The 20,533-nt window shown below is 61.0% G+C and carries 21 protein-coding genes and 1 pseudogene; 5 read left to right on the top strand and 17 right to left on the bottom strand.

Annotated elements, in window-relative coordinates; genetic code table 11:
* Positions 1-1,401: 1,401 nt before the first annotated feature.
* The 3 genes from RXV79_RS18290 to RXV79_RS18280 form a co-directional block, all read right to left on the bottom strand.
* Positions 1,402-1,731, bottom strand: coding sequence for a cupin domain-containing protein (locus tag RXV79_RS18290; RefSeq protein ID WP_316699507.1), 330 nt, complete (start codon positions 1,729-1,731; stop codon positions 1,402-1,404).
* A gap of 100 nt (positions 1,732-1,831) precedes the next feature.
* Positions 1,832-2,245 carry a DUF1801 domain-containing protein gene (locus RXV79_RS18285; protein WP_316699506.1) on the bottom strand — a complete coding sequence of 138 codons (414 nt, stop codon included), beginning with the start codon at positions 2,243-2,245 and terminating at the stop codon, positions 1,832-1,834.
* An 87-nt stretch (positions 2,246-2,332) separates the two neighbouring features.
* Entirely contained in the window at positions 2,333-2,878 is a 546-nt protein-coding gene (locus RXV79_RS18280) for a hypothetical protein (protein ID WP_316699505.1), read from the bottom strand.
* Between the two features lie 172 nt (positions 2,879-3,050).
* On the opposite strand from RXV79_RS18280, the gene RXV79_RS18275 reads away from it, so the two are divergent.
* Positions 3,051-4,226 carry an IS481 family transposase gene (locus tag RXV79_RS18275; protein ID WP_316699504.1) on the top strand — a complete coding sequence of 392 codons (1,176 nt, stop codon included), beginning with the start codon at positions 3,051-3,053 and terminating at the stop codon, positions 4,224-4,226.
* Positions 4,227-4,284: 58 nt separating this feature from the next.
* Here RXV79_RS18275 and RXV79_RS18270 read toward each other — a convergent pair whose 3' ends face one another.
* The 13 genes from RXV79_RS18270 to RXV79_RS18215 form a co-directional block, all read right to left on the bottom strand.
* Positions 4,285-5,310, bottom strand: a complete 1,026-nt coding sequence (locus tag RXV79_RS18270) for a hypothetical protein (protein ID WP_316699503.1) — start codon at positions 5,308-5,310, stop codon at positions 4,285-4,287.
* A 96-nt stretch (positions 5,311-5,406) separates the two neighbouring features.
* Entirely contained in the window at positions 5,407-5,877 is a 471-nt protein-coding gene (locus RXV79_RS18265; RefSeq protein WP_316699502.1) for a GNAT family N-acetyltransferase, read from the bottom strand.
* Between the two features lie 109 nt (positions 5,878-5,986).
* The gene (locus RXV79_RS18260) at positions 5,987-6,373 is read right to left on the bottom strand and encodes a hypothetical protein (protein WP_316699501.1); all 387 of its coding nucleotides are present in this window, start codon (positions 6,371-6,373) and stop codon (positions 5,987-5,989) included.
* An 814-nt stretch (positions 6,374-7,187) separates the two neighbouring features.
* Positions 7,188-7,565 (bottom strand): hypothetical protein, encoded by a 378-nt coding sequence (locus RXV79_RS18255; protein ID WP_316699500.1) that lies wholly within the window; start codon positions 7,563-7,565, stop codon positions 7,188-7,190.
* A 598-nt stretch (positions 7,566-8,163) separates the two neighbouring features.
* Positions 8,164-8,682, bottom strand: a complete 519-nt coding sequence (locus RXV79_RS18250) for a DUF3658 domain-containing protein (protein WP_316699499.1) — start codon at positions 8,680-8,682, stop codon at positions 8,164-8,166.
* A gap of 81 nt (positions 8,683-8,763) precedes the next feature.
* On the bottom strand, positions 8,764-9,273 hold the full coding sequence (locus tag RXV79_RS18245) for a DUF2199 domain-containing protein (RefSeq protein ID WP_316699498.1): 510 nt from the start codon (positions 9,271-9,273) through the stop codon (positions 8,764-8,766).
* A gap of 72 nt (positions 9,274-9,345) precedes the next feature.
* Positions 9,346-9,837: a hypothetical protein gene (locus RXV79_RS18240; RefSeq protein WP_316699497.1), complete on the bottom strand. Its 492-nt coding sequence runs from the start codon at positions 9,835-9,837 to the stop codon at positions 9,346-9,348.
* Positions 9,838-9,844: 7 nt separating this feature from the next.
* Positions 9,845-10,372, bottom strand: coding sequence for a membrane protein insertion efficiency factor YidD (yidD, locus tag RXV79_RS28170; RefSeq protein ID WP_413816627.1), 528 nt, complete (start codon positions 10,370-10,372; stop codon positions 9,845-9,847).
* Between the two features lie 110 nt (positions 10,373-10,482).
* On the bottom strand, positions 10,483-10,809 hold the full coding sequence (locus tag RXV79_RS18235; protein ID WP_316699496.1) for a hypothetical protein: 327 nt from the start codon (positions 10,807-10,809) through the stop codon (positions 10,483-10,485).
* A 156-nt stretch (positions 10,810-10,965) separates the two neighbouring features.
* Complete coding sequence (locus RXV79_RS18230; RefSeq protein ID WP_201970155.1) at positions 10,966-11,346, bottom strand: hypothetical protein; 381 nt, start codon at positions 11,344-11,346, stop codon at positions 10,966-10,968.
* 10 nt (positions 11,347-11,356) lie between these two features.
* Positions 11,357-12,004: a 5' nucleotidase, NT5C type gene (locus RXV79_RS18225; RefSeq protein ID WP_316699495.1), complete on the bottom strand. Its 648-nt coding sequence runs from the start codon at positions 12,002-12,004 to the stop codon at positions 11,357-11,359.
* 70 nt (positions 12,005-12,074) lie between these two features.
* Positions 12,075-12,497 carry a signal peptide prediction gene (locus RXV79_RS18220; protein WP_316699494.1) on the bottom strand — a complete coding sequence of 141 codons (423 nt, stop codon included), beginning with the start codon at positions 12,495-12,497 and terminating at the stop codon, positions 12,075-12,077.
* A 198-nt stretch (positions 12,498-12,695) separates the two neighbouring features.
* The gene (locus tag RXV79_RS18215) at positions 12,696-13,073 is read right to left on the bottom strand and encodes a hypothetical protein (protein WP_316699493.1); all 378 of its coding nucleotides are present in this window, start codon (positions 13,071-13,073) and stop codon (positions 12,696-12,698) included.
* An 85-nt stretch (positions 13,074-13,158) separates the two neighbouring features.
* Here RXV79_RS18215 and RXV79_RS18210 point away from each other — a divergent pair.
* Both RXV79_RS18210 and RXV79_RS18205 read left to right on the top strand, forming a co-directional pair.
* Positions 13,159-14,157, top strand: a pseudogene (locus RXV79_RS18210) (integron integrase); the annotation flags it as partial.
* 234 nt (positions 14,158-14,391) lie between these two features.
* The gene (locus RXV79_RS18205) at positions 14,392-17,622 is read left to right on the top strand and encodes an error-prone DNA polymerase (protein ID WP_316699492.1); all 3,231 of its coding nucleotides are present in this window, start codon (positions 14,392-14,394) and stop codon (positions 17,620-17,622) included.
* A gap of 23 nt (positions 17,623-17,645) precedes the next feature.
* On the opposite strand, the gene RXV79_RS18200 is transcribed toward RXV79_RS18205, so the two are convergent.
* On the bottom strand, positions 17,646-18,326 hold the full coding sequence (locus tag RXV79_RS18200; RefSeq protein WP_316699491.1) for a hypothetical protein: 681 nt from the start codon (positions 18,324-18,326) through the stop codon (positions 17,646-17,648).
* A 256-nt stretch (positions 18,327-18,582) separates the two neighbouring features.
* On the opposite strand from RXV79_RS18200, the gene RXV79_RS18195 reads away from it, so the two are divergent.
* Together RXV79_RS18195 and RXV79_RS18190 are read left to right on the top strand one after the other, a co-directional pair.
* Complete coding sequence (locus RXV79_RS18195) at positions 18,583-19,434, top strand: 2OG-Fe(II) oxygenase (protein ID WP_316699490.1); 852 nt, start codon at positions 18,583-18,585, stop codon at positions 19,432-19,434.
* Complete coding sequence (locus RXV79_RS18190; protein WP_316699489.1) at positions 19,427-20,488, top strand: CaiB/BaiF CoA transferase family protein; 1,062 nt, start codon at positions 19,427-19,429, stop codon at positions 20,486-20,488. Before RXV79_RS18195 ends, RXV79_RS18190 begins: the two co-directional genes overlap by 8 nt.
* The last annotated feature ends 45 nt before the right edge of the window (positions 20,489-20,533 follow it).

Below are 20,533 nucleotides of genomic sequence, written 5' to 3'. Positions count from 1 at the left end.
TCCTCTCGATGGAAGGGTTGAGCATCGCGCGGTGGCACGGCCTCGATGCTAGACCGAAGGCACGGGGCCACCCGCATGCAACGAGCTTCAGAGGCCTGGCAGCAACGGCACGAAAGCCGCCGCTCACGGCGGCACCCACTGACTGGCTACCTTCTTCGTCCGATGTGCCTCGATGCGAGGCAGAAGCGGCATTCAGCTTTCTGGCCAGGCGGCTAGCGCTTCGCAAACGCTCAGGGCCCAGGAACCCGCGAGCCAAGACCAGCGCTGACGCGGCCCCTGCGGGATGACTTTGCGATGCTGAACCTAGGCTCATATGCAGCAAGAACGCGCAGGGCTACTCGTGATGCTCAACGTTTGACATGAGAGGCGCTGACCGGCTTGCCGGGCAGCGTCCTCTCGATGGAAGGGTTAGGCCGCACTTTATGCAAAGAGCAGAGGGCAGCCAAACACCGAGGATGCCTAGGCCCTTGGCACAGAGCCACGGACACTGGATTTCAGCCGAGGTATGCGGAGGTTCTTCTCGGTTCTTCGAAATGCGGCTTCAGCCGCCTGCCTGACCAGCCACGCTTGCCGCCAGGTGCATAGAAATTGGCTGGCTTGACTGAGACCTTCCGGCGAACTGGGTTGACCTTGTTTCAACCCAAACCGGGCCTCAAGTACCTTCCAGGTGCGATTGAATCCCAATGGACAAAAGCGCTCCACGCAGCTCCTAAGTGCCACGTACCTCTTGGAAAGCTCAAGATCTGAGTTCTGTACTCGGCGTGCGAGCGTGTTGAAGCTCATGGTGAGGCTGCTGCAGACTCGTGAAAGGAGGCCTTGTGCGGCCTAACGTTTGACATGAGAGGCTCGCCCCGGCTTGCCGGGGCGAGTCCTCTCGATGGAAGGGTTAGCCGGCTGTTGGCATGCCTGGACCACAGCCAACCGATTGCCAAATGCAGCGAGCGGCGAACGAAGGGGAAACGCTGACCCTTGGATTTGCATTTGTATTCGTGGTTAGGCGGTCTTTGTCTTTGCTCGCGCAGTACTCAAGAGCTTTGCACAAGAGAAAGCCTTGCCTGAATGTCTTGGATTCTTGGCGCGGAGCACCTGGCTGGCAAGCAAGAGGTTCGGCCCAAGCATTTCGATGCGCCTCGATTCTTGGCAAGCGAACTCGATCGAAGGAGCACGGCCTTTCCACAACCTCTCGCAAGCGAGCAGACCTTACGTACACCACCGACTGGCTGTTTCTTCCGCCGTGAGCGCAGCCACAGCAACCCAGGCATTGAAACGAGGCCACTCATTCGATTGCAGGCCGGCTAACGTTTGACATGAGAGGCTCGACCCGGCTTGCCGGGGCGAGTCCTCTCGATGGAAGGGTTAGGCGTCGGGTTCTTCGAATACATGCCGTGTCTCACAGACGAGCTATTTCGACAGGACGATGGTCACCAACGCGGATGAGTCTTCGATGGCGACTACGCCATGCGGTGCGGACTTTGCCAGAAAGAGCATCTCTCCTGCTTCAAGCAGATGACTCTGTGAATTGACCGTGACATCGATTCGACCCTCGATGCACTGGATGGTGATCTCGCCTGCGACGCTATGTGGTGGAAGTGACTTTCCGGCCAGAAGCACGAGACGTATCACTTCAAGCTGCTCAGACTTGAACAGCGCGGTGGTCTTTGCGCTCTGAAGGCGCAGGCCCAATGGACGAATGTCGATGAGCTGACCGGGATTTGCGTGTGGGATTGCCATGTGCACAGTATGCGTCGCTGACGCTCCCTCCGACGCCTAACGTTTGACATGAGAGGCGGCGCAAGGGCGCAGCCCTTGTGACGTCCTCTCGATGGAAGAGTTAGGCCGCACTCGCAGCGCCCTTAGGTAGCAATGTGGTCGGATTGCCAAGCGACAGATTTAGCGTGACTGCTTCTCTTGCAAGCTTGGCGACTACCTGTTTCTCTAGTGGTGTGTCTCGGGTGAGTTCCAGCGTTGCCATTTCATACTTTCCGCCTGGCTTGAGCCTGGGTTCTATGGCCCGCAAACGCTTGCCTCGCCAGAACCCAAACAAGACCCTGCCTTTTTCAGCTCGAATTAGAAGAGCCGGTCCGTTGGAGAAGTAGACCAAGTGCCCCCACTTGACTACCTCCTGCAGCTCAACCGCTTCTCGAACGGCCGCCCTGAGGGCCTGAACATAAAGCCTTTGCCAACCAGACAGCGACGCGACATACGCCTCGGGGTTCTCTGCTGGAACTGACTTCTTCATTGGCATGACGCCGCTCTCCAACCTTGTGCGGCCTAACGTTTGACATGAGAGGCCCGACCCGGCTTGCCGGGGCGGGTCCTCTCGATGGAAGGGTTAGGCGGCTCTGGCGGCACGTGCTTTTCTCCAATAGCGAAATGAACTTGCGCCGAGGAACCATGTGGCACCGAAGGCTGCGGGTTGTGCGAGAAGAATACCCACCGCGAGGAAAAGCGCTGAATTTGCGGCGAAGCGATGCGACAGCTCTTCGTACGAATAAGCTACGGTGTATGCGACTTGGCCTGTTACGGCATCGCCCCTGGCAAGGCGCATGAGGGACATGTAGCTACGAAGGTTCATGACAAACAGGGTGGCTGTGGTGATGAGCCAGCCGCCTGCCAAGAATGCTGCCCAAGCGCTACTCAGAAGAGGCACAAGAAGAAACATCGCGCCTGCGAAGAGAACCTGAAGCGCGAGTCCTCGAGCCGAGATCTTCGGTTTCGCATTCTCAGGAACCGATATGTGCGACTGCGCGCCTACAAGGCCATTTACCCGTGAGGCTAGAACTGTGGCGCAGATGAAGGCAATGAGCCAAAGAACTGCGACAAGCCAGATCGGGATTGGCAGTTCGCTGGACAAGACTTGCTCGATGTACGTTTCCACTTTGAGCCGCCTAACGTTTGACATGAGAGGCGGCGCCCGGCTTGCCGGGTGACGTCCTCTCGATGGAAGGGTTAGGCCACACCGAGGTACGGTCCGGGTTGATAGGTGACACAGTAGTCCGGGTTGATAGGTAACACACCGATGGACGATGGGGCTCTGGAAGGAGCACCCGATGCCTTGGAAAGAGACCTCAACGATGGATGCGAAGGTGGCATTTATTCTGGACTGGAACAGCCAGAAGTACCAGATGACGGAGCTGTGCGCGCGGTACGGCGTGAGCCGCAAGACGGCCTACAAGTGGGTGAACCGGTACCTGGAGCATGGACCGGATGGGCTGTGGGAACGCAGCCATGCGCCGCAGAGATCAGCGAACCGCACGCCCGACGAAGTGGAGCAGGCGATCGTGCAATGCAGGCTGAGGCACCCGAGCTGGGGGCCGAAGAAGCTGCTGTGGACGCTGCAGAGGAGGCAGCCGCAGCTGGAGCTACCCAGTCGCACGACGGTGGCTGAGATACTCAAGCGCAACGACCTGGTGCTGGCCAAGAAGAGGCCGAGACCGGTGGGGCACCCCGGGCGGCCGAGCATGGCGGTGACCAAGCCCAATGACTGCTGGAGCATGGACTTCAAGGGGCAGTTCAGGACTGGGGATGGCGTGTATTGCTACCCGTTGACGGTGACGGACAACCACAGCCGCTACCTGCTGGCCTGCCAGGGGCTGCCCGGAACGCTGCTGGAGCCTACGCAGGCGATGCTGACGAAGGTGTTCAAGGAGTACGGGCTGCCCAGCCGGCTGCGCAGCGACAACGGGGTGCCGTTCGCGGCGTACACACTGGGCAGGTTGAGCCGGCTGTCGGTGTGGCTGCTCAAGCTTGGGGTGATGCCCGAACTGATTGAGCCTGGCAAGCCGCAGCAGAACGGTAGGCACGAGAGGATGCACCGTACGCTCAAGGACGAGACGCTCAAGCCGCCGGGGGCCAATGCGAGAGTGCAGCAGAGGAAGTTCAACGTCTGGCGGCGCGAGTTCAACGAAGACAGGCCGCACGAAGCGCACGATGGGCTGACGCCGCATGATGTTCACGTATCGTCGAGCAGACGCATGCCCAGCAAGCTACTGACACCCGAATACCCCGATCGCTTCGAGGTGCGCTACGTCAGCGCCAACGGCGGCATGCGTTGGTACAAGAAATGGGTCAACGTCAGCAGCGTCCTGATCGGTGAATACGTTGGTCTTGAAGAAGTCGACGACGGTCAGTGGGATGTCTACTTCGCCAACTACAGGCTTGGAAGACTCAATGAACGCTTCATGAGGATCGAAGATGCCTTCGGCAAAATGAAGCGCCGCGTGTAACCCATCACCCCGGACTATCTGTCACCCATCAGCCCGACCGTTCACGAGAAGAACGTGCTTACTTAATGTGGTCGTATACAAAATTGCCAATTACTCCTAGTGCAACACTGCCGATCATCGAAATCAATAGCCACAAGTTCTTGCGTTTCAACCGCTCTAGCGTTTCGGCTTTGTTCTTGACCGCCGCTGGCGAAAGCACGACGAACGAGGGATTTGGTCTTGCTAAGAAGACGCCTGCAAAGAACACCAGGACCGCGAACAGGAGCGAATAAATTAGGATCGTTTCATCGCCGAACTTGCCTTCGGTGCTCCTCGCTGCCTCCGCTAGCAACACGTCTACCTTTGCATGAAGGCTTTGAAGATCTGGCTTGCCGTTGGTCACCACCGCAAGAATCTTCTCCTTAGCTGATGCTCTGGCCCCGCGCTTTGACCATTCCGTATACAGCATGGATGCGAACATCATGAGCGGAAAAGAGAAGCTCACGAGCGGGAAGAACAACTTGCGTAGTTGCTTCTTCAGTCGGCCTTCTGGGACTTGAATAGCATTGAGTTCCGTCTCGATGAGGCGGAGGATGTCATCTGCCCACGTTCGTTCGGTGTGTCGAATTTCAACCGCGATACTCCCTACCGTTGGTTCGCGCCCTACCAGGCTTTCGACGAAGCTTTGTTTGTTGTCTCGCGCGTCGAAGCTGACAATTAGCTCTTGCCGTTCTGGTATTGGCTTGGCGGGAAACTGGATCAGCAAAGCAAGGTGGAACTTTGCACCGATGCTGACAATGTTCTGCGTCTCTGAGAAGTGCTGAAACGCTTGCCAAGTAGTTACCTTTCGCTCGAGCTTGTCTCGATATTGAATAGTTGCCTCGAACGCCAGCGGCTCAGGAGCGTTCTGTTGTTGTATGCGCTGAAGGATTAGCGAAAAGAAGTGAAGAAACCACTGATGATCCGCAGAGAAGGAGTTCTCGAACTTTCGTTCCAGTGTCTGTGGTTGGCCGAGTAGGCCGGAAATGAATTCGCCAAGTGTCTTCTTGTCGACTGGTAAGGCGACGGTGCTATCAGCTGCTCCGATATTGACGACTTCTGCCATGAATCCTCCTCGACGTTGTTTTCGAACTGTGGGGCCTAACGTTTGACATGAGAGGCGCTGACCGGCTTGCCGGGCAGCGTCCTCTCGATGGAAGGGTTAGGCGCCATTCTGGCCCGACCTCAGACGCATGGGCTGAAAAGAGATGCCGTGCATGCGCTGCACCTCTCCCTCGCGCACAAAGCCAAACCTTTCGTAGACAGGCACGGCATTGAGGCTCGAGTTGACCGTGAACTCTCCTGGATTGCCAGCTTGTACTGCATCTGTTTTGGCTGTGGCCCAGAGTTGGCTCGCCAAGCGATTGCCTTGGAATGCCGTGGCAACGAACAAGTGGAACAAGTGCGAGTTGTCTCGTAACGCCACGAAACCCGCGAGTCTGCTTTCTGACCTTGCGACGTAGTAGGAGAAGTTGGCTGAACTCAAGTAGCCACGCACTGCTTCAACGCTAATGGAGGCGAGGAAACGCTCCGCACCCCCACGTGAAGGCGACAAGAAGAACGGCTCACTCAGTTCGACAATCAGCGCGCTGATTGCTTCGGCATCAGATGCGTTCGCGGCTTCGACTCTCATGGCGCCTAACGTTTGACATGAGAGGCTCGACCCGGCTTGCCGGGGCGAGTCCTCTCGATGGAAGGGTTAGGCGCCGCCGCGCTGCGACTGACCAACCACTTGCTACTTCTCATTCTTTCGTACGGCGGAGATTGGTGATCGTGACCTTCACCGACTTGGTGATTCTGTTGACTCGCGTGGATGCGAGAACGATTGCATCGCTTGGCCTCTCGCTCGCCACATAAAGCTCAAAGATGCGGTCTTCACCGTCGAAGAGCGTTCCGAGAGTGAGGTTCTGACTCCACTCCTCAGGGATGGGCTCGTAGTTCTCCAGTGCAGAACGGGTGGCCTTTCTAGCCAACTCTTGTAGTTCGTCGAGCTCTTTTCGCTTTGCCATGTGTTCTTGAAGGCGTTGCTTGAACTCTGGTGACGCTGGGTTTAAGCCTGCGAGGTCGTCGAGCTCTTCTCGGCGAATCACCACTCCTGGAGCCAAAGCTGAGTCGTCCTGCGTCTGCATAAGGTGTGCGTCCGATGAAGCCGGTTTCTTTAGTGGAGCCTAACGTTTGACATGAGAGGCCCGACCCGACTTGCCGGGTCGGGTCCTCTCGATGGAAGGGTTAGGCGCCTGGTTGATCGAAGCCTGCCTGCGAAGCAACAGCTCTTCCCGCGTGCTTGGGATCTTGCTCATTCTGTCTTCCCGTTGTCACAGGTCGTCTTGGCCCACACTGTGTCGAACAGTTCGCCCGAGATTTGAATGCAGTGCCCGTATGTGGCCCTTGTCGCTTCGCTCTCGCTCCACTTGCCTTCAGGAAGATGAGCGTACTTGTCCGCGGCATTTCCTTCGCTGTAACGCAGTGCTGTGCTACTGGCTTGTATCTCTACGTACCGCACGCAATAGCCTTCCCCGTTGTTCTCGAAGTAACCGATGTACTCGTCGAGCCCTTCTGTATTGCCGGAGGAGCAGTAAAGAAAGTGCTTCATAGTCCAGAACGCTCTCGAACGCGGGCGTTGTATGCGTAGAGAAAGCTTTCAGCTTGGAGGCGTGAGACGTCTAGCTTTGCGGATTGATCGGCTAGTAGATCAGGCCCGAGTTGTTCGTTGACTTCTTCATTTCCATCCAGCCAAGGGCACTCAGCCAGCAGCAGTCTCGCGAACTCAATCGGCAAGCCAACCTCATTAACGGCTGCAAAGAGAAGAACTTCCCGGCGATGAGTCATAGGCGTCTAACGTTTGACATGAGAGGCGGCGACCGGCTTGCTGGGCGACGTCCTCTCGATGGAAGGGTTAGGCGGCTGTGTGCAAAGAGATGGCATGAGCTTCAATAGTGCAGCTTAGCGAGGCTTGTAGTGAAAGGCTTGCCCTTGAGCGACTTCTTGAAACAGCTTCCAGGGGCATGAATCGGAGAATTCTTTGAGCAAAGAGACTGCTCCTTGACGGTCTTGGGACTTGAATAGATCTTCTGCTTTGATGAGCGCAGACATCAAGGCCTGATTCCATCCTCTTTCGTTCTCTCGGAGATCGATCACCACTTTGGCGAACTCTTTGGGTGGCAGGCCCTCTGGAGGTTTGTGGTTTGGCAACGAGGAAATTGCATAGCGCAGGAAGCGATCTCTGTTCTCGCTACTGGCTTGCTGAGCAATCTCGTCGATTGACTGCTTTGCGAACTGATGGAACCACTCAGTTTGTGCCGAAAGATCGTCTTCCTTCATTGGCTTCTGCCTGTGGTCATGATGACTAGAGAGGTTGGCCGCCTAACGTTTGACATGAGAGGCCCGACCCGGCTTGCCGGGGCGGGTCCTCTCGATGGAAGGGTTAGGCGCTTGCTTCATAGGCCGACGCCCCAGCGCCGCACCCGAACACGCTCAATCCTTTGGTCTGGGGACACATCAATTAGGACAACAACGTCGTATTCGACAAGAAGATTCCTACCGACTTTGCGTTCTATTGCGGTGTAGGCGTTCTTGATATTTGGCCCCGACGTACAACAGCGCAGTTCCAAGCCATGAGACTTAAAGAGATCTTGGGCTTCCGCGAGTGGTGTGCCGGGGAGTAGCTTGGTTTGCGAGATGGACTGCCAATAGTCCACGCGGTTGTTGACGCGGGAGACGGAGCACCCGGAGATGGCGAACGTGAATACCGTTGCCATGACTGCCAGCCGCAGATTCTTGAGGATAGTTCGTGCGCGATGCATAGGTCGGGCAACAAAAATATTTGGTTGAGCCTTCGCAGTTGCTTCTTGCGAGCGCCTAACGTTTGACATGAGAGGCTCGACCCGGCTTGCCGGGGCGGGTCCTCTCGATGGAAGGGTTAGGCCGCACTTTGCTGCCCCTGCGGTAGCCGGACTTCGCTTGAACGCATGTAGTGAAGATTGCCATCAGATTCGATCTTCCCCGCGGCAGCGAGCGCCACAACTCTTCGGGCGTAGTAGCCATCTGGGATGTCGTCGAGCTTCTCTTGCAAAGACTTCATTGCAGAGCCTACGACGCGAGCAACTTTTCGCCAAGAAGTAGCGCACTCGGCCAGGAGCGCCACATCGATTGCCGCTATATCCGCCTCGGGAAGCTGAGAGATCGCCGCAAGATCTTCTTCGTCTAGCTCGGTATCTGGCCGTCCAGTTGCTTCGTGAGGTTGAAGTTCAGGAAACTGCCGAACAACAGGAGCTCTGACGCCAGCTAAGACTTCCATGATCGCGCTAGACAGTGCCTTTAGCAGCGCCTGTCGTTCTTCGGTGTCTTCGATTTTGCGGATTGCCGCTTCGCATTCCGTGAGATTCGCCAATACGCGCTCACAGGCGCCATACAACTCTTCCGCGACTGTTCGATTCATGGCTAATGACCCTGTGCGGCCTAACGTTTGACATGAGAGGCGGCGCACGGCTTGCCGGGCGACGTCCTCTCGATGGAAGGGTTAGGCGCCATCGCGATGAACCATAAGGGAATAGATTTCGGCGACGCGCTCGACTGAAATGCCTTCGCGTTGCTCTACCGCGAGAGGATGGTCTGTAGGCTCAAGCTCAATGTACGGTCGTATTCCGTCGTCTCGCAAGTGAACCCTTGTCTTAAGGTTGACCGTATCTGGATACGGGCTTAGCCAGGCATTGAGCCAACCGAAGAACGGGCCGATGTGCGAGCGCTTCTCTTTGCCAAAGTACTCGATCCACTTTAGATGGCTTTCCCGGCTTAGTGAGACCCAGACACCCCAAGAGAATGGATCTGCCTGTCCTTGAACTGGGATGTCGATGCATCCGCGAACAAAGAAGAACTTCTCATCTATGACGCAATCATCTGAGCCGAGATCGCATCGTGCTTCTCGTTCTTCTTCGGGAATCTCAAAGTAGCTAAGCGGCGCCTTGGCTCCGAAGGTCGGCATTCCCTCGTGAACCTCATCGCAGGTTGCGCATTTAAAGCGGAAGGTCATACCAATGGCGTCTAACGTTTGACATGAGAGGCCCGACCCGGCTTGCCGGGTCGGGTCCTCTCGATGGAAGGGTTAGGCGCCTGCATCGCTAAGCGGCAGCACAGCCTGGTTTGCGATCTCAAGCGAAAGGGCTGAGATGTCTTCGGCCAACGTGTGCATGAACTCGACGTTGTGGTTGTGAAACTCCACTTTCAGCCGTTTTCTTGCTTTCACCACGATTGCGGTCAACTCGCCCTTAACGAGGTTCGTGCCCGAAGTGATTCCCCATTGCGCGTGAACGACTTCATTTCGCTTGAGTCGTAGCGGTTCGCAGCGTGCAAAGAGCTGCTGCAAGATTACCTGTCTTTCGGCGGGGAGCTTCAGCTCAACGGACAGAGCAAGAATGGAATCCCAGATCGTGCCCAAGCCGACATGCTGGGTGACGCATCGACCGATATTGGTCTCCAGGCTTGCGAAACGCCACAGAAGGCGGTGGACGGAGTTCTCAAGCCCTGACCATTGCATTGCAACCAGCCCGATTGCGCTGCAATAGCTCTCCATATCAACTGCCGGACGTGCGTTCATAAGGCGCCTAACGTTTGACATGAGAGGCGGCGCCCGGCTTGCCGGGCGCCGTCCTCTCGATGGAAGGGTTAGGCCCAGCGCTGCCGCGCTTGCGATCTTCTTGGCTCCAGGCCTTTGGCGGAATGTAAACGTACTGTTCGTCTTTGACCGCCGTCTTGCGCTTTCGATCGGGCCAGTCGCAACTGCCGCAATCACAGCAACTGACGAAGTCACAGGCCCCAGAGAAGACCTTTCCGAAGGGTAAATCACAGCTTGGATCACAAGGAAGATCGCAGCCGAAATCGCAAACACCTTGCTGTGGATGCAAGGGGCGTCGAGGCAGGCTTAAGTGACGGCGATGTGCCACCCCGCAAAGATGGGTGCGTGAGCGGATGAGAGTGATGCCACCGAGTACGCCATAGCGACGAATAGCTCTGTAGCCGAGGGTGGAGCAGCTAGCTCGACCTGTATGCACCCGGTAGGCGCAACAGAACCCTTTGTAGGGAGAGATGAGCTTTTGGTAGAGGCGAATTGAGGCTAAGGCAGCGCTGCGCATGTATCGCTGGGCCTAACGTTTGACATGAGAGGCATGACCCGGCTTGCCGGGGCATGTCCTCTCGATGGAAGGGTTAGGCAGCGCTTCGCGGCTCCCGCGGCGGCCCTTGTTTACTTGTGATTCTCTGGGAGCGCAGGCCACGATTTAGTCTCGGTCATGTGAATGTTGTCTTCGACAGTTTGAATAATCGACTCAGCTTCTTCTTCGGCGGTTGTGTGCTCAAGGTATTGCCAAGGAGTCATGGCGTGCCATGTACGTTTGTACTTCTCCGCCCTGAAGCTCACTGCAGCGGCCTTGCGATTGATCTTTGATGCGAGGCCTTCAACAGTGCCCGTGGCAAGAATGTCTCTAACGATCTGCGGTTTGGATTCGGCTTTCCGCTTGGCAATCTCCAAAGCCTCGCCTAGCAACGCCTCGTACTTGGCTGCAATTGCCACGAGCTTCGCCTTGTCATCTCGCTTGGTGATACGTCGAAAGTCCGACATCGCGGTGCCTAACGTTTGACATGAGAGGCCCGACCCGGCTTGCCGGGGCGGGTCCTCTCGATGGAAGGGTTAGGCGTCGCCGCTTGTGCTGCCACCTGATTGGTGTTTCTATTCAAAGACTTTGCCATCGGCTTTCCAGTCTTTTTGTCCCCATCCCTCTGTGGGGATGAAGACCTTGAAGCCTGCTTTCGCTAGCTTTTGGGCAACTGATTCTGGCTCAGCAACTAGCTCGGTCTTGGAGTCTTTCCAAGAAGTCTTGTCGGTTAGCACGAGCCAATATGGGTACTCCGACATCTCCGATTCATCGGAATCACACACTTCTACCGTCACACTCCGAGCGTACCCACAGAAGTAGTGATCGTCGGGTGGGTGGTTTGAGCTCTCGCGTTCCTCGTACTCAGTAAGCCCCAACGCGGCGAATACCTGGACGGCGAGATCTGATAGGCCAGCTACTGGCGTTGAGCTGCTCAGCAGGAGAACTGCATGCATGTTGCGACGCCTAACGTTTGACATGAGAGGCTCGCCCCGGCTTGCCGGGGCGAGTCCTCTCGATGGAAGGGTTAGGAGTCGGCGCGCGCTCTTTGACTAAGCTGTAAACCTCATCCCAGGTTTTCGCCCTCGGGGCCTTGATGTCCTTGTTTGTGCTGTTGGCGAAGCAAATGGCAAAGTGACCAGCGGACCGCAGTTGTTGGATGTTGTTGGGACTGTCTTCTACGTAGATGTCAGCTCCGACCTGGTCCTTTTCCTTCATGAAGCACAGATCCAAATACGGAATTCCGTTGTGGTCCAGCCAAGCGATTGTTTGCCTCACCGCCAGTTCATGAAAGTACTGGATGAAAAGACGGTGAGTGATGATGCGAATTCGATAGCCTTCACCTGAAAGTTGCCGCAGTACTCGCCTTGCTCCGGGAATCATTGCCACTGAGCTGAACAGATCGCGCTGCGTGACTGCGAAACGATGAAGGCTTGCGTACTGCTCTGGCGAACCTATTCCCCATTCTGGAAGGCCGTAGGAGACATCTGGCGTTAGCTTTTCTACGTCGCATTCGAGCCACTCCGCAGCGATGTGGCGCATCCTCTCGTAGAAATCGGCACACACTCCGTCGAGATCTATTCCAAGAACAACTTGACCAGAGTCTGATGGCATACGCGACTCCTAACGTTTGACATGAGAGGCCCGACCCGGCTTGCCGGGGCGGGTCCTCTCGATGGAAGGGTTAGACGCCGCCGCTCGGCCGATGTAACTCGGCGCTTCGCAGACGAGCCTGAACCTCAAAGTGGTTGTACCAGTATGGGTCGCGGCCCCGCATGAGCTGCCAAAGGCTTGAAGCCGGATACGCGACGAAGAAGGCTGGCCCCCAGCGCTCATATTGCTCGACGTGAACTCTCTCATGCGGACCAATGCGACTGAGTTCTTCCTGTGTGACGGCCAGGATGACATGGCCGAAGACGATGCCCCTGAATGGCAGCCTAAGAGCGAGCTTGCCGCAACTGGCCAGGTGCTGGCGATAGGTGACTTCCAGCGCGCCAGAGACGACCTTGGCGCTGCCGCCGAGGGCCAATGGCACTGCGGCCAAAAGCAGCCCGACAAGCGAGCAAGGGAGTGCCCAAAGCAGCTTCGCGACTCTTAGCCATTGCATTCAGCGGCGTCTAACGTGATATGCACGTCATTCTTACAAATCACATCTACCCAAGAATGCCTAGATGCGCCCATTCGTGGGCTGATGTGGAATCCACATCTATCCCATTCCTGAAACGGCACGGAAGCGTACCCGTGCGATGTTGATCCAGTCCGTGTGGTGCGCATGTGCTGGAACGAGCGACCACGCCCGACCGCACTACCGAGGCTTCCCGGCAACCCCAGTCTGCACCACCCGATCCATCAATCGCAATCGCGTCACGACTCCCCGTGGAACCCACCATATGCCGAGGCGGGGATCCCACTGTGCCCCATAGGCCATGATGCGCCGTCGCAAGTCGGACTCGCTCCCCTGCAATCGCACGGCCAGAAGGGGCCTCATAAGTTTCTTGGGCGGCAGCGGCGTTTGCTCGACGAGCAGTTCGACCGTGGTGTAGCGGACCGTGCCTTCGAGGTTCTGGCGGTGTCGTACGCACACCAGTTCTTCGCCATAACGCCGTGTGAGTTTGCGGGCGCCCGGTTGCGACGGTGCGTACTTCTTGGTGACCCGTGTCTGGTGCCAGGCGGGTGTTGCCATGTGGGTGAGTCCTCCTGTGGGCTGGCTGTAGCCAGTTGTGCTGTATTTATATACAGTATCATGGGTCCGCACGGCTCGTTCGATGATGGCCTCTGATCACCCCCCGCTCCCCCCACTGCACTCCGCCCGCCTGCTCGACCAGCTGCGCGAGCGCATCCGCTATCTGCACTACAGCATCCGCACCGAAGGCGCGTATGTGCACTGGGTCAGCATGTACGTGCGCTTCCACGGCATGCGCCACCCGGCCGAGATGGCAGGGCCGGAGGTGGAAAGCTTCCTGTCGTGGCTGGCCAACGAGCGCAAGGTCGCAGCCGCCACGCACAAGCAGGCCTTGTCGGCCTTGCTCTTTCTGTACCAGAAGGTCCTCGGCCAAGACCTGCCGTGGATGAACGAGATCGGTCGCCCGAAAGACCGGGTGCGGCTGCCGGTGGTGCTCACGCACGACGAGGTCTCGCGCGTGCTCGCGCAGTTGCCGCCTGCGCACCAGCTCATGGGCCGCCTGCTCTACGGCACCGGCATGCGCATCATGGAAGGTGTGCGCCTGCGGGTGAAAGACGTCGATTTCGCGCGCCGCGCCATCGTCGTGCGAGAAGGCAAGGGCGCCAAGGACCGCGTGGTGATGTTGCCGGCCTCGCTGATCCCGGCCCTGCGCGAGCAGTTCGACCTCGCGCGCCAGCACTGGCAGCGCGACCGCGATGCCGGCCGCGGCGGGGTGCACATGCCGCACGCCCTTGCGCGCAAGTACCCGCGCGCCGCCTCGTCGTGGACGTGGTTCTGGGTCTTCCCGCAAGACAAGCTCTCGGACGACCCGCGCACCGGCCTCGAGCGCCGGCACCACGTGCTGGAGCAGGGCTTCCAACGCGCCTTCAAGAAAGCCTTGATGTCGGCCGGCATCGTCAAGCCGGCCACGCCGCACACCTTGCGGCATTCCTTCGCCACGCACCTGCTGCAAAGCGGCTACGACATCCGCACCGTGCAGGAGCTGCTCGGCCATGCCGACGTGAGCACGACCATGATCTACACCCACGTGCTCAAGGTGGGCGGCGGTGGGGTGCGCAGCCCGCTCGATGCGCTGGCCGGGCTGGATGTGTCGGGCGCAGTGCTGAACGAGGCCCGCACCGTGCCGCTTCACGAAGACGACATGGACACCCACGACAACGCTTCGCCCTACGGCTTCGGCCGCCCGGGCGAGCCGCCGCCTCGCGTGTGCATGCCAGTCGCGCAGTACCTGGTGCCGGCCCGGCCTCTCGCCGCCACCGGCTGACGCCGCGGCGGTCATTGCCTTGTCGCCGTCACCCGATGTGGAAAGCCGTTCGCCATGTCGCCGCTGCCATCGTCATCCCCCTCGCGCGTCGGCCTGCCCGACTACGCCGAGCTCCACTGCCTCAGCAATTTCAGCTTCCTGCGCGGCGCCTCGCGGCCTGAAGAGCTGGTCGAGCGCGCCATCGCGCTGGGCTACAGCGCGCTCGCGATCACCGACGAGTGTTCCCTCGCGGGCGTGGTGCGGGCCCACCATGCCGCGAAGGAACACGGGTTCCACCTCGTCATCGGCAGCGAGATGCGCCTGCACCAGCCGCACACGGGTGAGCCGCACGCCCACCTCGTGCTGCTCGCGCAGAGGATGCAGGGCTACGTCAACCTCTCTCGCTGGATCACCGTGGCGCGCAACCGCGCCGAGAAAGGGCACTACCTGGCGCACCCGGGCGACCTGGAAGGCAAGGTGCCCACCGCGCCCATGCTGGCCGGCCTGTCGGGGTGTCTGGCGCTCTTGGTGCCCCATTCGCGCCAGACGCTGCAGGAGGTGATGGCGCATGCCCACTGGCTCAAGACCTGGATGCAGGACCGCGCCTTCATCGCCATCGAGCTGCACGACCGGCAAGGCGACGATCGCCTGATCGACACGATCCGCCAGGTGTCGAACAGCACCGGCCTGCCCATCGTGGCCGCGGGTGGTGCGTTGATGCATGTGCGCTCGCGCAAGCCCTTGCAGGACGTGCTCACCGCGACGCGCCTGAACCGCCCCATCGCGCAGTGCGGCCACGAGATCTTGCCGAACGCCGAGGCCCACCTGCGAAGGCGCTCGCGGCTCGGGCGCCTGTACCGCAGGGAATGGATGGCGCGCAGTGCCGAGCTGGCGCGGCAGTGCGAGTTCGAGCTCAGCGAGCTGAAGTACCAATACCCGCAGGAGCTGGTGCCGCCCGGCCACACCGCCTCCAGCTACCTGCGCAGGCTCACCTTCGAGGGCGCCCGGCGGCGCTACCCCCAGGGGGTAGCGAAGAAACATCTGCGCCAGATCAAGACCGAGCTGAGGCTCATCCGCAAGAAGGACTACGAACACTACTTCCTCACCGTGGCCGAGATCGTGGGCTGGGCCCGCGAGCAGGGCATCCTGTGCCAGGGGCGCGGCAGCGCGGCCAATTCGCTCGTGTGCTTCTGCCTCGGCGTGACCGAGGTGAACCCCGAGCGCGGCGCCCAGCTGCTCTTCGGCCGCTTCATCAGCGACGAGCGAAACCAGCCGCCCGACATCGACATCGACTTCGAGCACCAGCGCCGCGAAGAGGTCATCCAGCACATCTACGCCAAGTACGGCCGCCACCGGGCCGCCCTCACGGCGGTCGTCATCCGCTACCGGCCGCGCTCGGCCTTGCGCGACGTGGGCCGTGCGCTCGGCATCGATCTGCAGCGCATCGAGGCGGTCTCGAAGAGCGTGCAGTGGTTCGACCTTCGCGTCGAAGACGAGCGCCTGCGTGAGTGCGGCTTCGAGCCGCAGGCGCCGCTGGTGCGGCTCTGGCTCGAGCTCACCCACCAGCTCATCGGCACGCCACGCCATCTCAGCCAGCACCCCGGGGGCTTCGTCATCGCGGCCAAGGAGATCGCGCAATGGGTGCCGGTCGAAAACGCGGCGATGGAAGGGCGCAGCGTCATCCAGTGGGAGAAGGACGACCTCGAATCGCTGGGCCTGATGAAGGTCGACATCCTCGCGCTCGGCATGCTGAGTGCGCTCAGGCGTTCGCTCGAGTTTCTGGCCCGCAAGCTCGGCCGGCAGGTCGACCTGCACGAGTTGCCCGACCCGAAAAACGACCCCACCTGGGACATGATCTGCGCCGCCGACACGGTGGGCGTGTTCCAGATCGAGAGCCGCGCCCAGATGAGCATGCTGCCGAGGTTGCGGCCGCGCGTGTACTACGACCTGGTGGTCGAAGTCGCCATCGTGCGGCCTGGGCCGATCCAGGGCGGCATGGTGCATCCGTACCTGAAGAACCGCCATCTTCCCGACGACCAGATCGAATACCCCGGCAAGCTGAAGGAAGCCCTCGGCCGGACCAAGGGCGTGCCCATCTTCCAGGAGCAGGTGATGCAGATCGCGATCCTCGCGGCCGACTTCACCGAAGGCGAAGCCGACAAGCTGCGCCGCGCCATGGCCGCCTGGAAGCGCGACGGCGACATGAAGCCCTTCCACGACAGGCTCGTGGGCCGCATGGTCGAGAACGGCTACGACAGGGACTTCTCCGAACGCATCTTCAAGCAGATCCAGGGCTTCGGCGAATACGGCTTCCCCGAGAGCCACGCCGCCGGCTTTGCGCTGCTTGCCTATGCCAGCAGCTGGCTCAAGTGCCACCACCCCGATGCCTTTCTCGCCGGCCTGCTCAACAGCCAGCCGATGGGCTTCTACGCCCCCGCACAACTCGTGCGCGACGCCCGTGCGCATGGCGTCGAGGTGCGCGAGGTCGACGTCAACATCAGCACCTGGGAGGCCTCGCTCGAAGCGCTGCCCTTGCATCTGGATCCGGCCCGGGCACCGGGCACCTCACCCTTCAGCGCGCCGCTGCAGCCGGTGCGCCTGGGGCTCAACATGGTGTCGGGCCTGTCGATCGACGCGGCGGAGCGCATCTTCACCGCCCGCGCCAACGCGCCCTTCGTCAACGTCGAAGACCTCGCGCGCCGCGCCGCGCTCAATGCCCACGAGCTCAAGGCCCTGGCACAGGCCAACGCCTTGAAGCCGCTCGCCGGCCATCGTCATCAGGCGGCGTGGGCCGTGGCGGGCATCGACACGCGCCCCACCGCGCTGCTGCGCGCCACGCGCGTGCATGAAACGCCGGCCCTGCTCGCGCCACCGGCCGAGTTCGACGACATGCGGGCCGACTACCAGTCGGTCGGCCTCACGCTCGGCCGCCACCCGCTCGCGATGCTGCGCGAGCAGCTGCGCGCCTTCAAGGTCGAGACGGCGGCCACGCTGCGCGGCTACCCGAGCGGCCGCCTGGCGCGCGCGAGTGGCATCGTCACCCACCGCCAGCGCCCGCCCACGGCCAACGGCACCATGTTCATCACGCTGGAAGACGAGACCGGCGCCATCAACGTCATCGCCTGGCCGAAAGTGGTCGAGACGCAGCGCCAGCCGCTGCTTGCTTCACGTCTGATGACGGTCTATGGCCAATGGCAACGCGAGGGCGACGATCGTTTTGCGGTGATGCACTTGGTGGCGGCCAAGGTGATCGACCACACGCACCTGCTTGCCGGGCTCGAAAGCCGCAGCCGCGATTTCAAGTAGAGGCAGAAGGAGAGCGGGGCCGCTCAGGCCATCTCGGGCGCACCCACCGGCGCTGCCTTGCGAGACTTCGGGCCGCCGCCACGCCGGGGCGGCATGGTCATCTCGAGCGTGGCGTCATGGCGCGGTGCGATCTCGGCGCCGCGCAGCACATGCTTGAGCTCGCGTGCACCGCCCATCACCACGATCAGGTTGCAGCCTGACTGGCGCAGGTTGCGCGGGCTCTTGGCTTCGGGCAGCCACAGGATGGCGGTCGCGCCCCAGGCTTCGGCTGCCTGCATCAGCGGGCCGACGGGGTCGTGCTTGAACTTCTTGCCGCGCGGGCCCACCAGCAGCGACTCGCCGATCAGCGGGTCGTTCCACTCGGCTTCCGGGAAGCCCTGGATGTCGATCACGAAGCGCACGCCATCCGAGCGGATCACCGCCACCGGAATCACGCCGCCATTGGGCACGCTCTTGTCGAAGCGCACTGCCCACTGCGTGGGGAAATTGATGGAGCGCCGTGCGCGCCGCAACACCCGCTGCGGGCGCTCGCGCAATTCCGCCACGACGATGAGGGCGATGCCGAGCACCGACACCGCGATGCCCGCACTCGTGAACTGCCAGCCATCGCTCCACGCGATGCGGGCGAATTCCAGCCCGCCCACGAAACACACGAGGCCGAGCGTCATCTGGGCGAGCCAGGAAACGGAGGTCTTGGAGTTCATCTTGAATGGGTGGGTTGGAGAAGAAGGCGCGGAAAAGAAGAGAAGCCACGACGAGTAACGGATTCTGTCGATGGTGACCGCTCGAACAAGGGGCGAATTCCACACTTCATTCGAGATCGCACGCGCGGCCAAGAAAAGCGGGGAGGGAGTTTCCCGCATGCGATGTGCGGGCCCACTGGCCTTCACGGTGACTTTCCGAGGGCGGGCAATCGGGCTTTCGATGCCGTATCGAACCCCGATCCGGCAGAATCCGTGCATGAGTGCACAAGCCGTGACCCCTGAGCTGCGCCAATGGATCGTCGACCAGGCCAAGGCCGGCCGCCCGCCCGATGAAGTCCTGAAATCGATGATGGCCAGCGGCTGGCAGGAAGACGTGGCACTGGCCGCGCTGGAAGACACCCTGTCGGGTTTTCTGAAGGAGCACGCCAAGGCCAACAACCTGCCCGAGCCCGTGATGGTGCCCGAGCCCGACCTGCTGGGCGCGCCGGCCTCGATCGTCGTCGACGGCCACGAGGTGCAGATCCTGATGACGATGCGCAACCCGCGCGTCATCGTGTTCGGCAACCTGCTGTCGCATGACGAGTGCGACGCGCTCATCGAACTTGCCAAGCCGCGGCTTGCGCGTTCCGAGACGGTCGTCACCACCACCGGCGGCAGCGAGGTCAATACCGCACGCACGAGCGACGGCATGTTCTTCGGGCGTGGCGAGCACGCGCTGTGCGCGCGCATCGAGACACGTATCGCCAAGCTGCTCAACTGGCCGGTGGAGAACGGCGAGGGGCTGCAGATCCTGCGCTACCGCCCCGGCGCCGAATACAAGCCGCACTACGACTACTTCGACCCCGCACAGCCCGGCACGCCCACCATCCTGAAACGCGGCGGCCAGCGCGTGGGCACGGTCGTGACCTACCTCAACACGCCCGAGGGCGGCGGCGGCACGACCTTTCCCGACGTCAACGTCGAGGTGGCGCCGATCAAGGGCAACGCCGTCTTCTTCAGCTACGACCGCCCGCACCCCATGACGCGCACGCTGCACGGCGGCGCGCCGGTGCTGGCCGGCGAGAAATGGGTCGCCACCAAGTGGATGCGGGAAGGGCGCTTTGAGTGACACGGCGCAGCCGGGGGCATTACCGCTCGCAGGCATCCGCGTCGTCGACCTGACGCGCCTGCTCCCCGGGCCGCTGGCCACCCGGCACCTGCTCGAGCTGGGGGCTGAAGTCCTCAAGGTCGAGGGGCCCGCCGAGCAGGGGCAGGACGACGGCGCACGCCACCTCGGCCGCACAGAGGGCGAGCGGGCGCGAGGTGAGCCGGCGCGCATGTTTCGCTACCTCAATGCCGGCAAGTCGCTGCACAGCCTCGACCTGCGCACGCCCGAAGGCCTGGCCGGCCTGCACGCGCTGCTGGAAGGCGCCGATGTGCTGGTCGAGGGCTTTCGCCCCGGTGTGATGGACCGCCTGGGCCTCGGCTGGAGCGCGCTCCACGCGCGTTTCCCGCGGCTTGTGATGTGCGCCATCAGCGGCTACGGCCAGCACAGCGCCTGGGCACACCGCGCGGGCCACGACCTCAACTACGTCGCGATGGCGGGCGTGCTGGAGCAGCTCGCCACGCACGAGGGCGAGGTCATCACCCCCAACTTCCAGATCGGTGACCTGATGGGCGGCACGCAGGCCGCGGTGCAGGGCATCCTCGCCGCACTGCTGGCAGCGCAGCGCACGGGGCAGGGCCGTTTCGTTGATATCTCGATGACGCACGAGGTGCTGCGCCACCATGTGCTCGCCGGCATGGCGGTGCAGCGCACCGGCCGCTCGCCCTTGCAGGGCCGCGACCTGCTGTCGGGTGGTGCGCCGTGCTACGGCGTCTACCCGACCGCCGATGCGCGCTTTCTCGCGGTGGGGGCGCTTGAGCTGCCCTTCTGGCAGCGCCTGTGCCACATGCTCGGCCAGCCCGGCTGGGCGCAGCAGCACTGGTCGCTCGGGCAAGCGGTGGGAGGCGAGGAGGCTCTCGCCTTGCGCGCCCAGTTGGTGCAGCACTTCAAGCGCGAGCCGCTCGCACATTGGGTGGCGCTCTTCGAAGGCGTCGACTGCTGCGTGACGCCCGTGCTGCGGCTGGACGAGGCGCTGGCGCACCCGCTGAACGCGGCCTACGCCCAACTATTTTCCTGAGCTCGGTCAACCGCCTCTTGCGAGGACGCGTTGTGCCCCGGGAGC

The organism is Piscinibacter gummiphilus (assembly GCF_032681285.1).
Taxonomy (GTDB): domain Bacteria; phylum Pseudomonadota; class Gammaproteobacteria; order Burkholderiales; family Burkholderiaceae_C; genus Rhizobacter; species Rhizobacter gummiphilus_A.
Note: the sequence above shows the minus strand (reverse complement) of the source record. Positions and strands in the feature narration are given on the sequence as shown.

Bases quoted from the DNA above. Each gene is read 5' to 3' on its own strand.
- RXV79_RS18290 (WP_316699507.1), bottom strand. From the start codon at position 1,731: ATGGCAATCCCACACGCAAATCCCGGTCAGCTCATCGACATTCGTCCA.
- RXV79_RS18285 (WP_316699506.1), bottom strand. From the start codon at position 2,245: ATGCCAATGAAGAAGTCAGTTCCAGCAGAGAACCCCGAGGCGTATGTC.
- RXV79_RS18275 (WP_316699504.1), top strand. From the start codon at position 3,051: ATGCCTTGGAAAGAGACCTCAACGATGGATGCGAAGGTGGCATTTATT.
- RXV79_RS18270 (WP_316699503.1), bottom strand. From the start codon at position 5,310: ATGGCAGAAGTCGTCAATATCGGAGCAGCTGATAGCACCGTCGCCTTA.
- RXV79_RS18265 (WP_316699502.1), bottom strand. From the start codon at position 5,877: ATGAGAGTCGAAGCCGCGAACGCATCTGATGCCGAAGCAATCAGCGCG.
- RXV79_RS18260 (WP_316699501.1), bottom strand. From the start codon at position 6,373: ATGCAGACGCAGGACGACTCAGCTTTGGCTCCAGGAGTGGTGATTCGC.
- RXV79_RS18255 (WP_316699500.1), bottom strand. From the start codon at position 7,565: ATGAAGGAAGACGATCTTTCGGCACAAACTGAGTGGTTCCATCAGTTC.
- RXV79_RS18250 (WP_316699499.1), bottom strand. From the start codon at position 8,682: ATGAATCGAACAGTCGCGGAAGAGTTGTATGGCGCCTGTGAGCGCGTA.
- RXV79_RS18245 (WP_316699498.1), bottom strand. From the start codon at position 9,273: ATGACCTTCCGCTTTAAATGCGCAACCTGCGATGAGGTTCACGAGGGA.
- RXV79_RS18240 (WP_316699497.1), bottom strand. From the start codon at position 9,837: ATGAACGCACGTCCGGCAGTTGATATGGAGAGCTATTGCAGCGCAATC.
- yidD (WP_413816627.1), bottom strand. From the start codon at position 10,372: ATGCGCAGCGCTGCCTTAGCCTCAATTCGCCTCTACCAAAAGCTCATC.
- RXV79_RS18230 (WP_201970155.1), bottom strand. From the start codon at position 11,346: ATGCATGCAGTTCTCCTGCTGAGCAGCTCAACGCCAGTAGCTGGCCTA.
- RXV79_RS18225 (WP_316699495.1), bottom strand. From the start codon at position 12,004: ATGCCATCAGACTCTGGTCAAGTTGTTCTTGGAATAGATCTCGACGGA.
- RXV79_RS18220 (WP_316699494.1), bottom strand. From the start codon at position 12,497: ATGCAATGGCTAAGAGTCGCGAAGCTGCTTTGGGCACTCCCTTGCTCG.
- RXV79_RS18215 (WP_316699493.1), bottom strand. From the start codon at position 13,073: ATGGCAACACCCGCCTGGCACCAGACACGGGTCACCAAGAAGTACGCA.
- RXV79_RS18205 (WP_316699492.1), top strand. From the start codon at position 14,392: ATGTCGCCGCTGCCATCGTCATCCCCCTCGCGCGTCGGCCTGCCCGAC.
- RXV79_RS18200 (WP_316699491.1), bottom strand. From the start codon at position 18,326: ATGAACTCCAAGACCTCCGTTTCCTGGCTCGCCCAGATGACGCTCGGC.
- RXV79_RS18195 (WP_316699490.1), top strand. From the start codon at position 18,583: ATGAGTGCACAAGCCGTGACCCCTGAGCTGCGCCAATGGATCGTCGAC.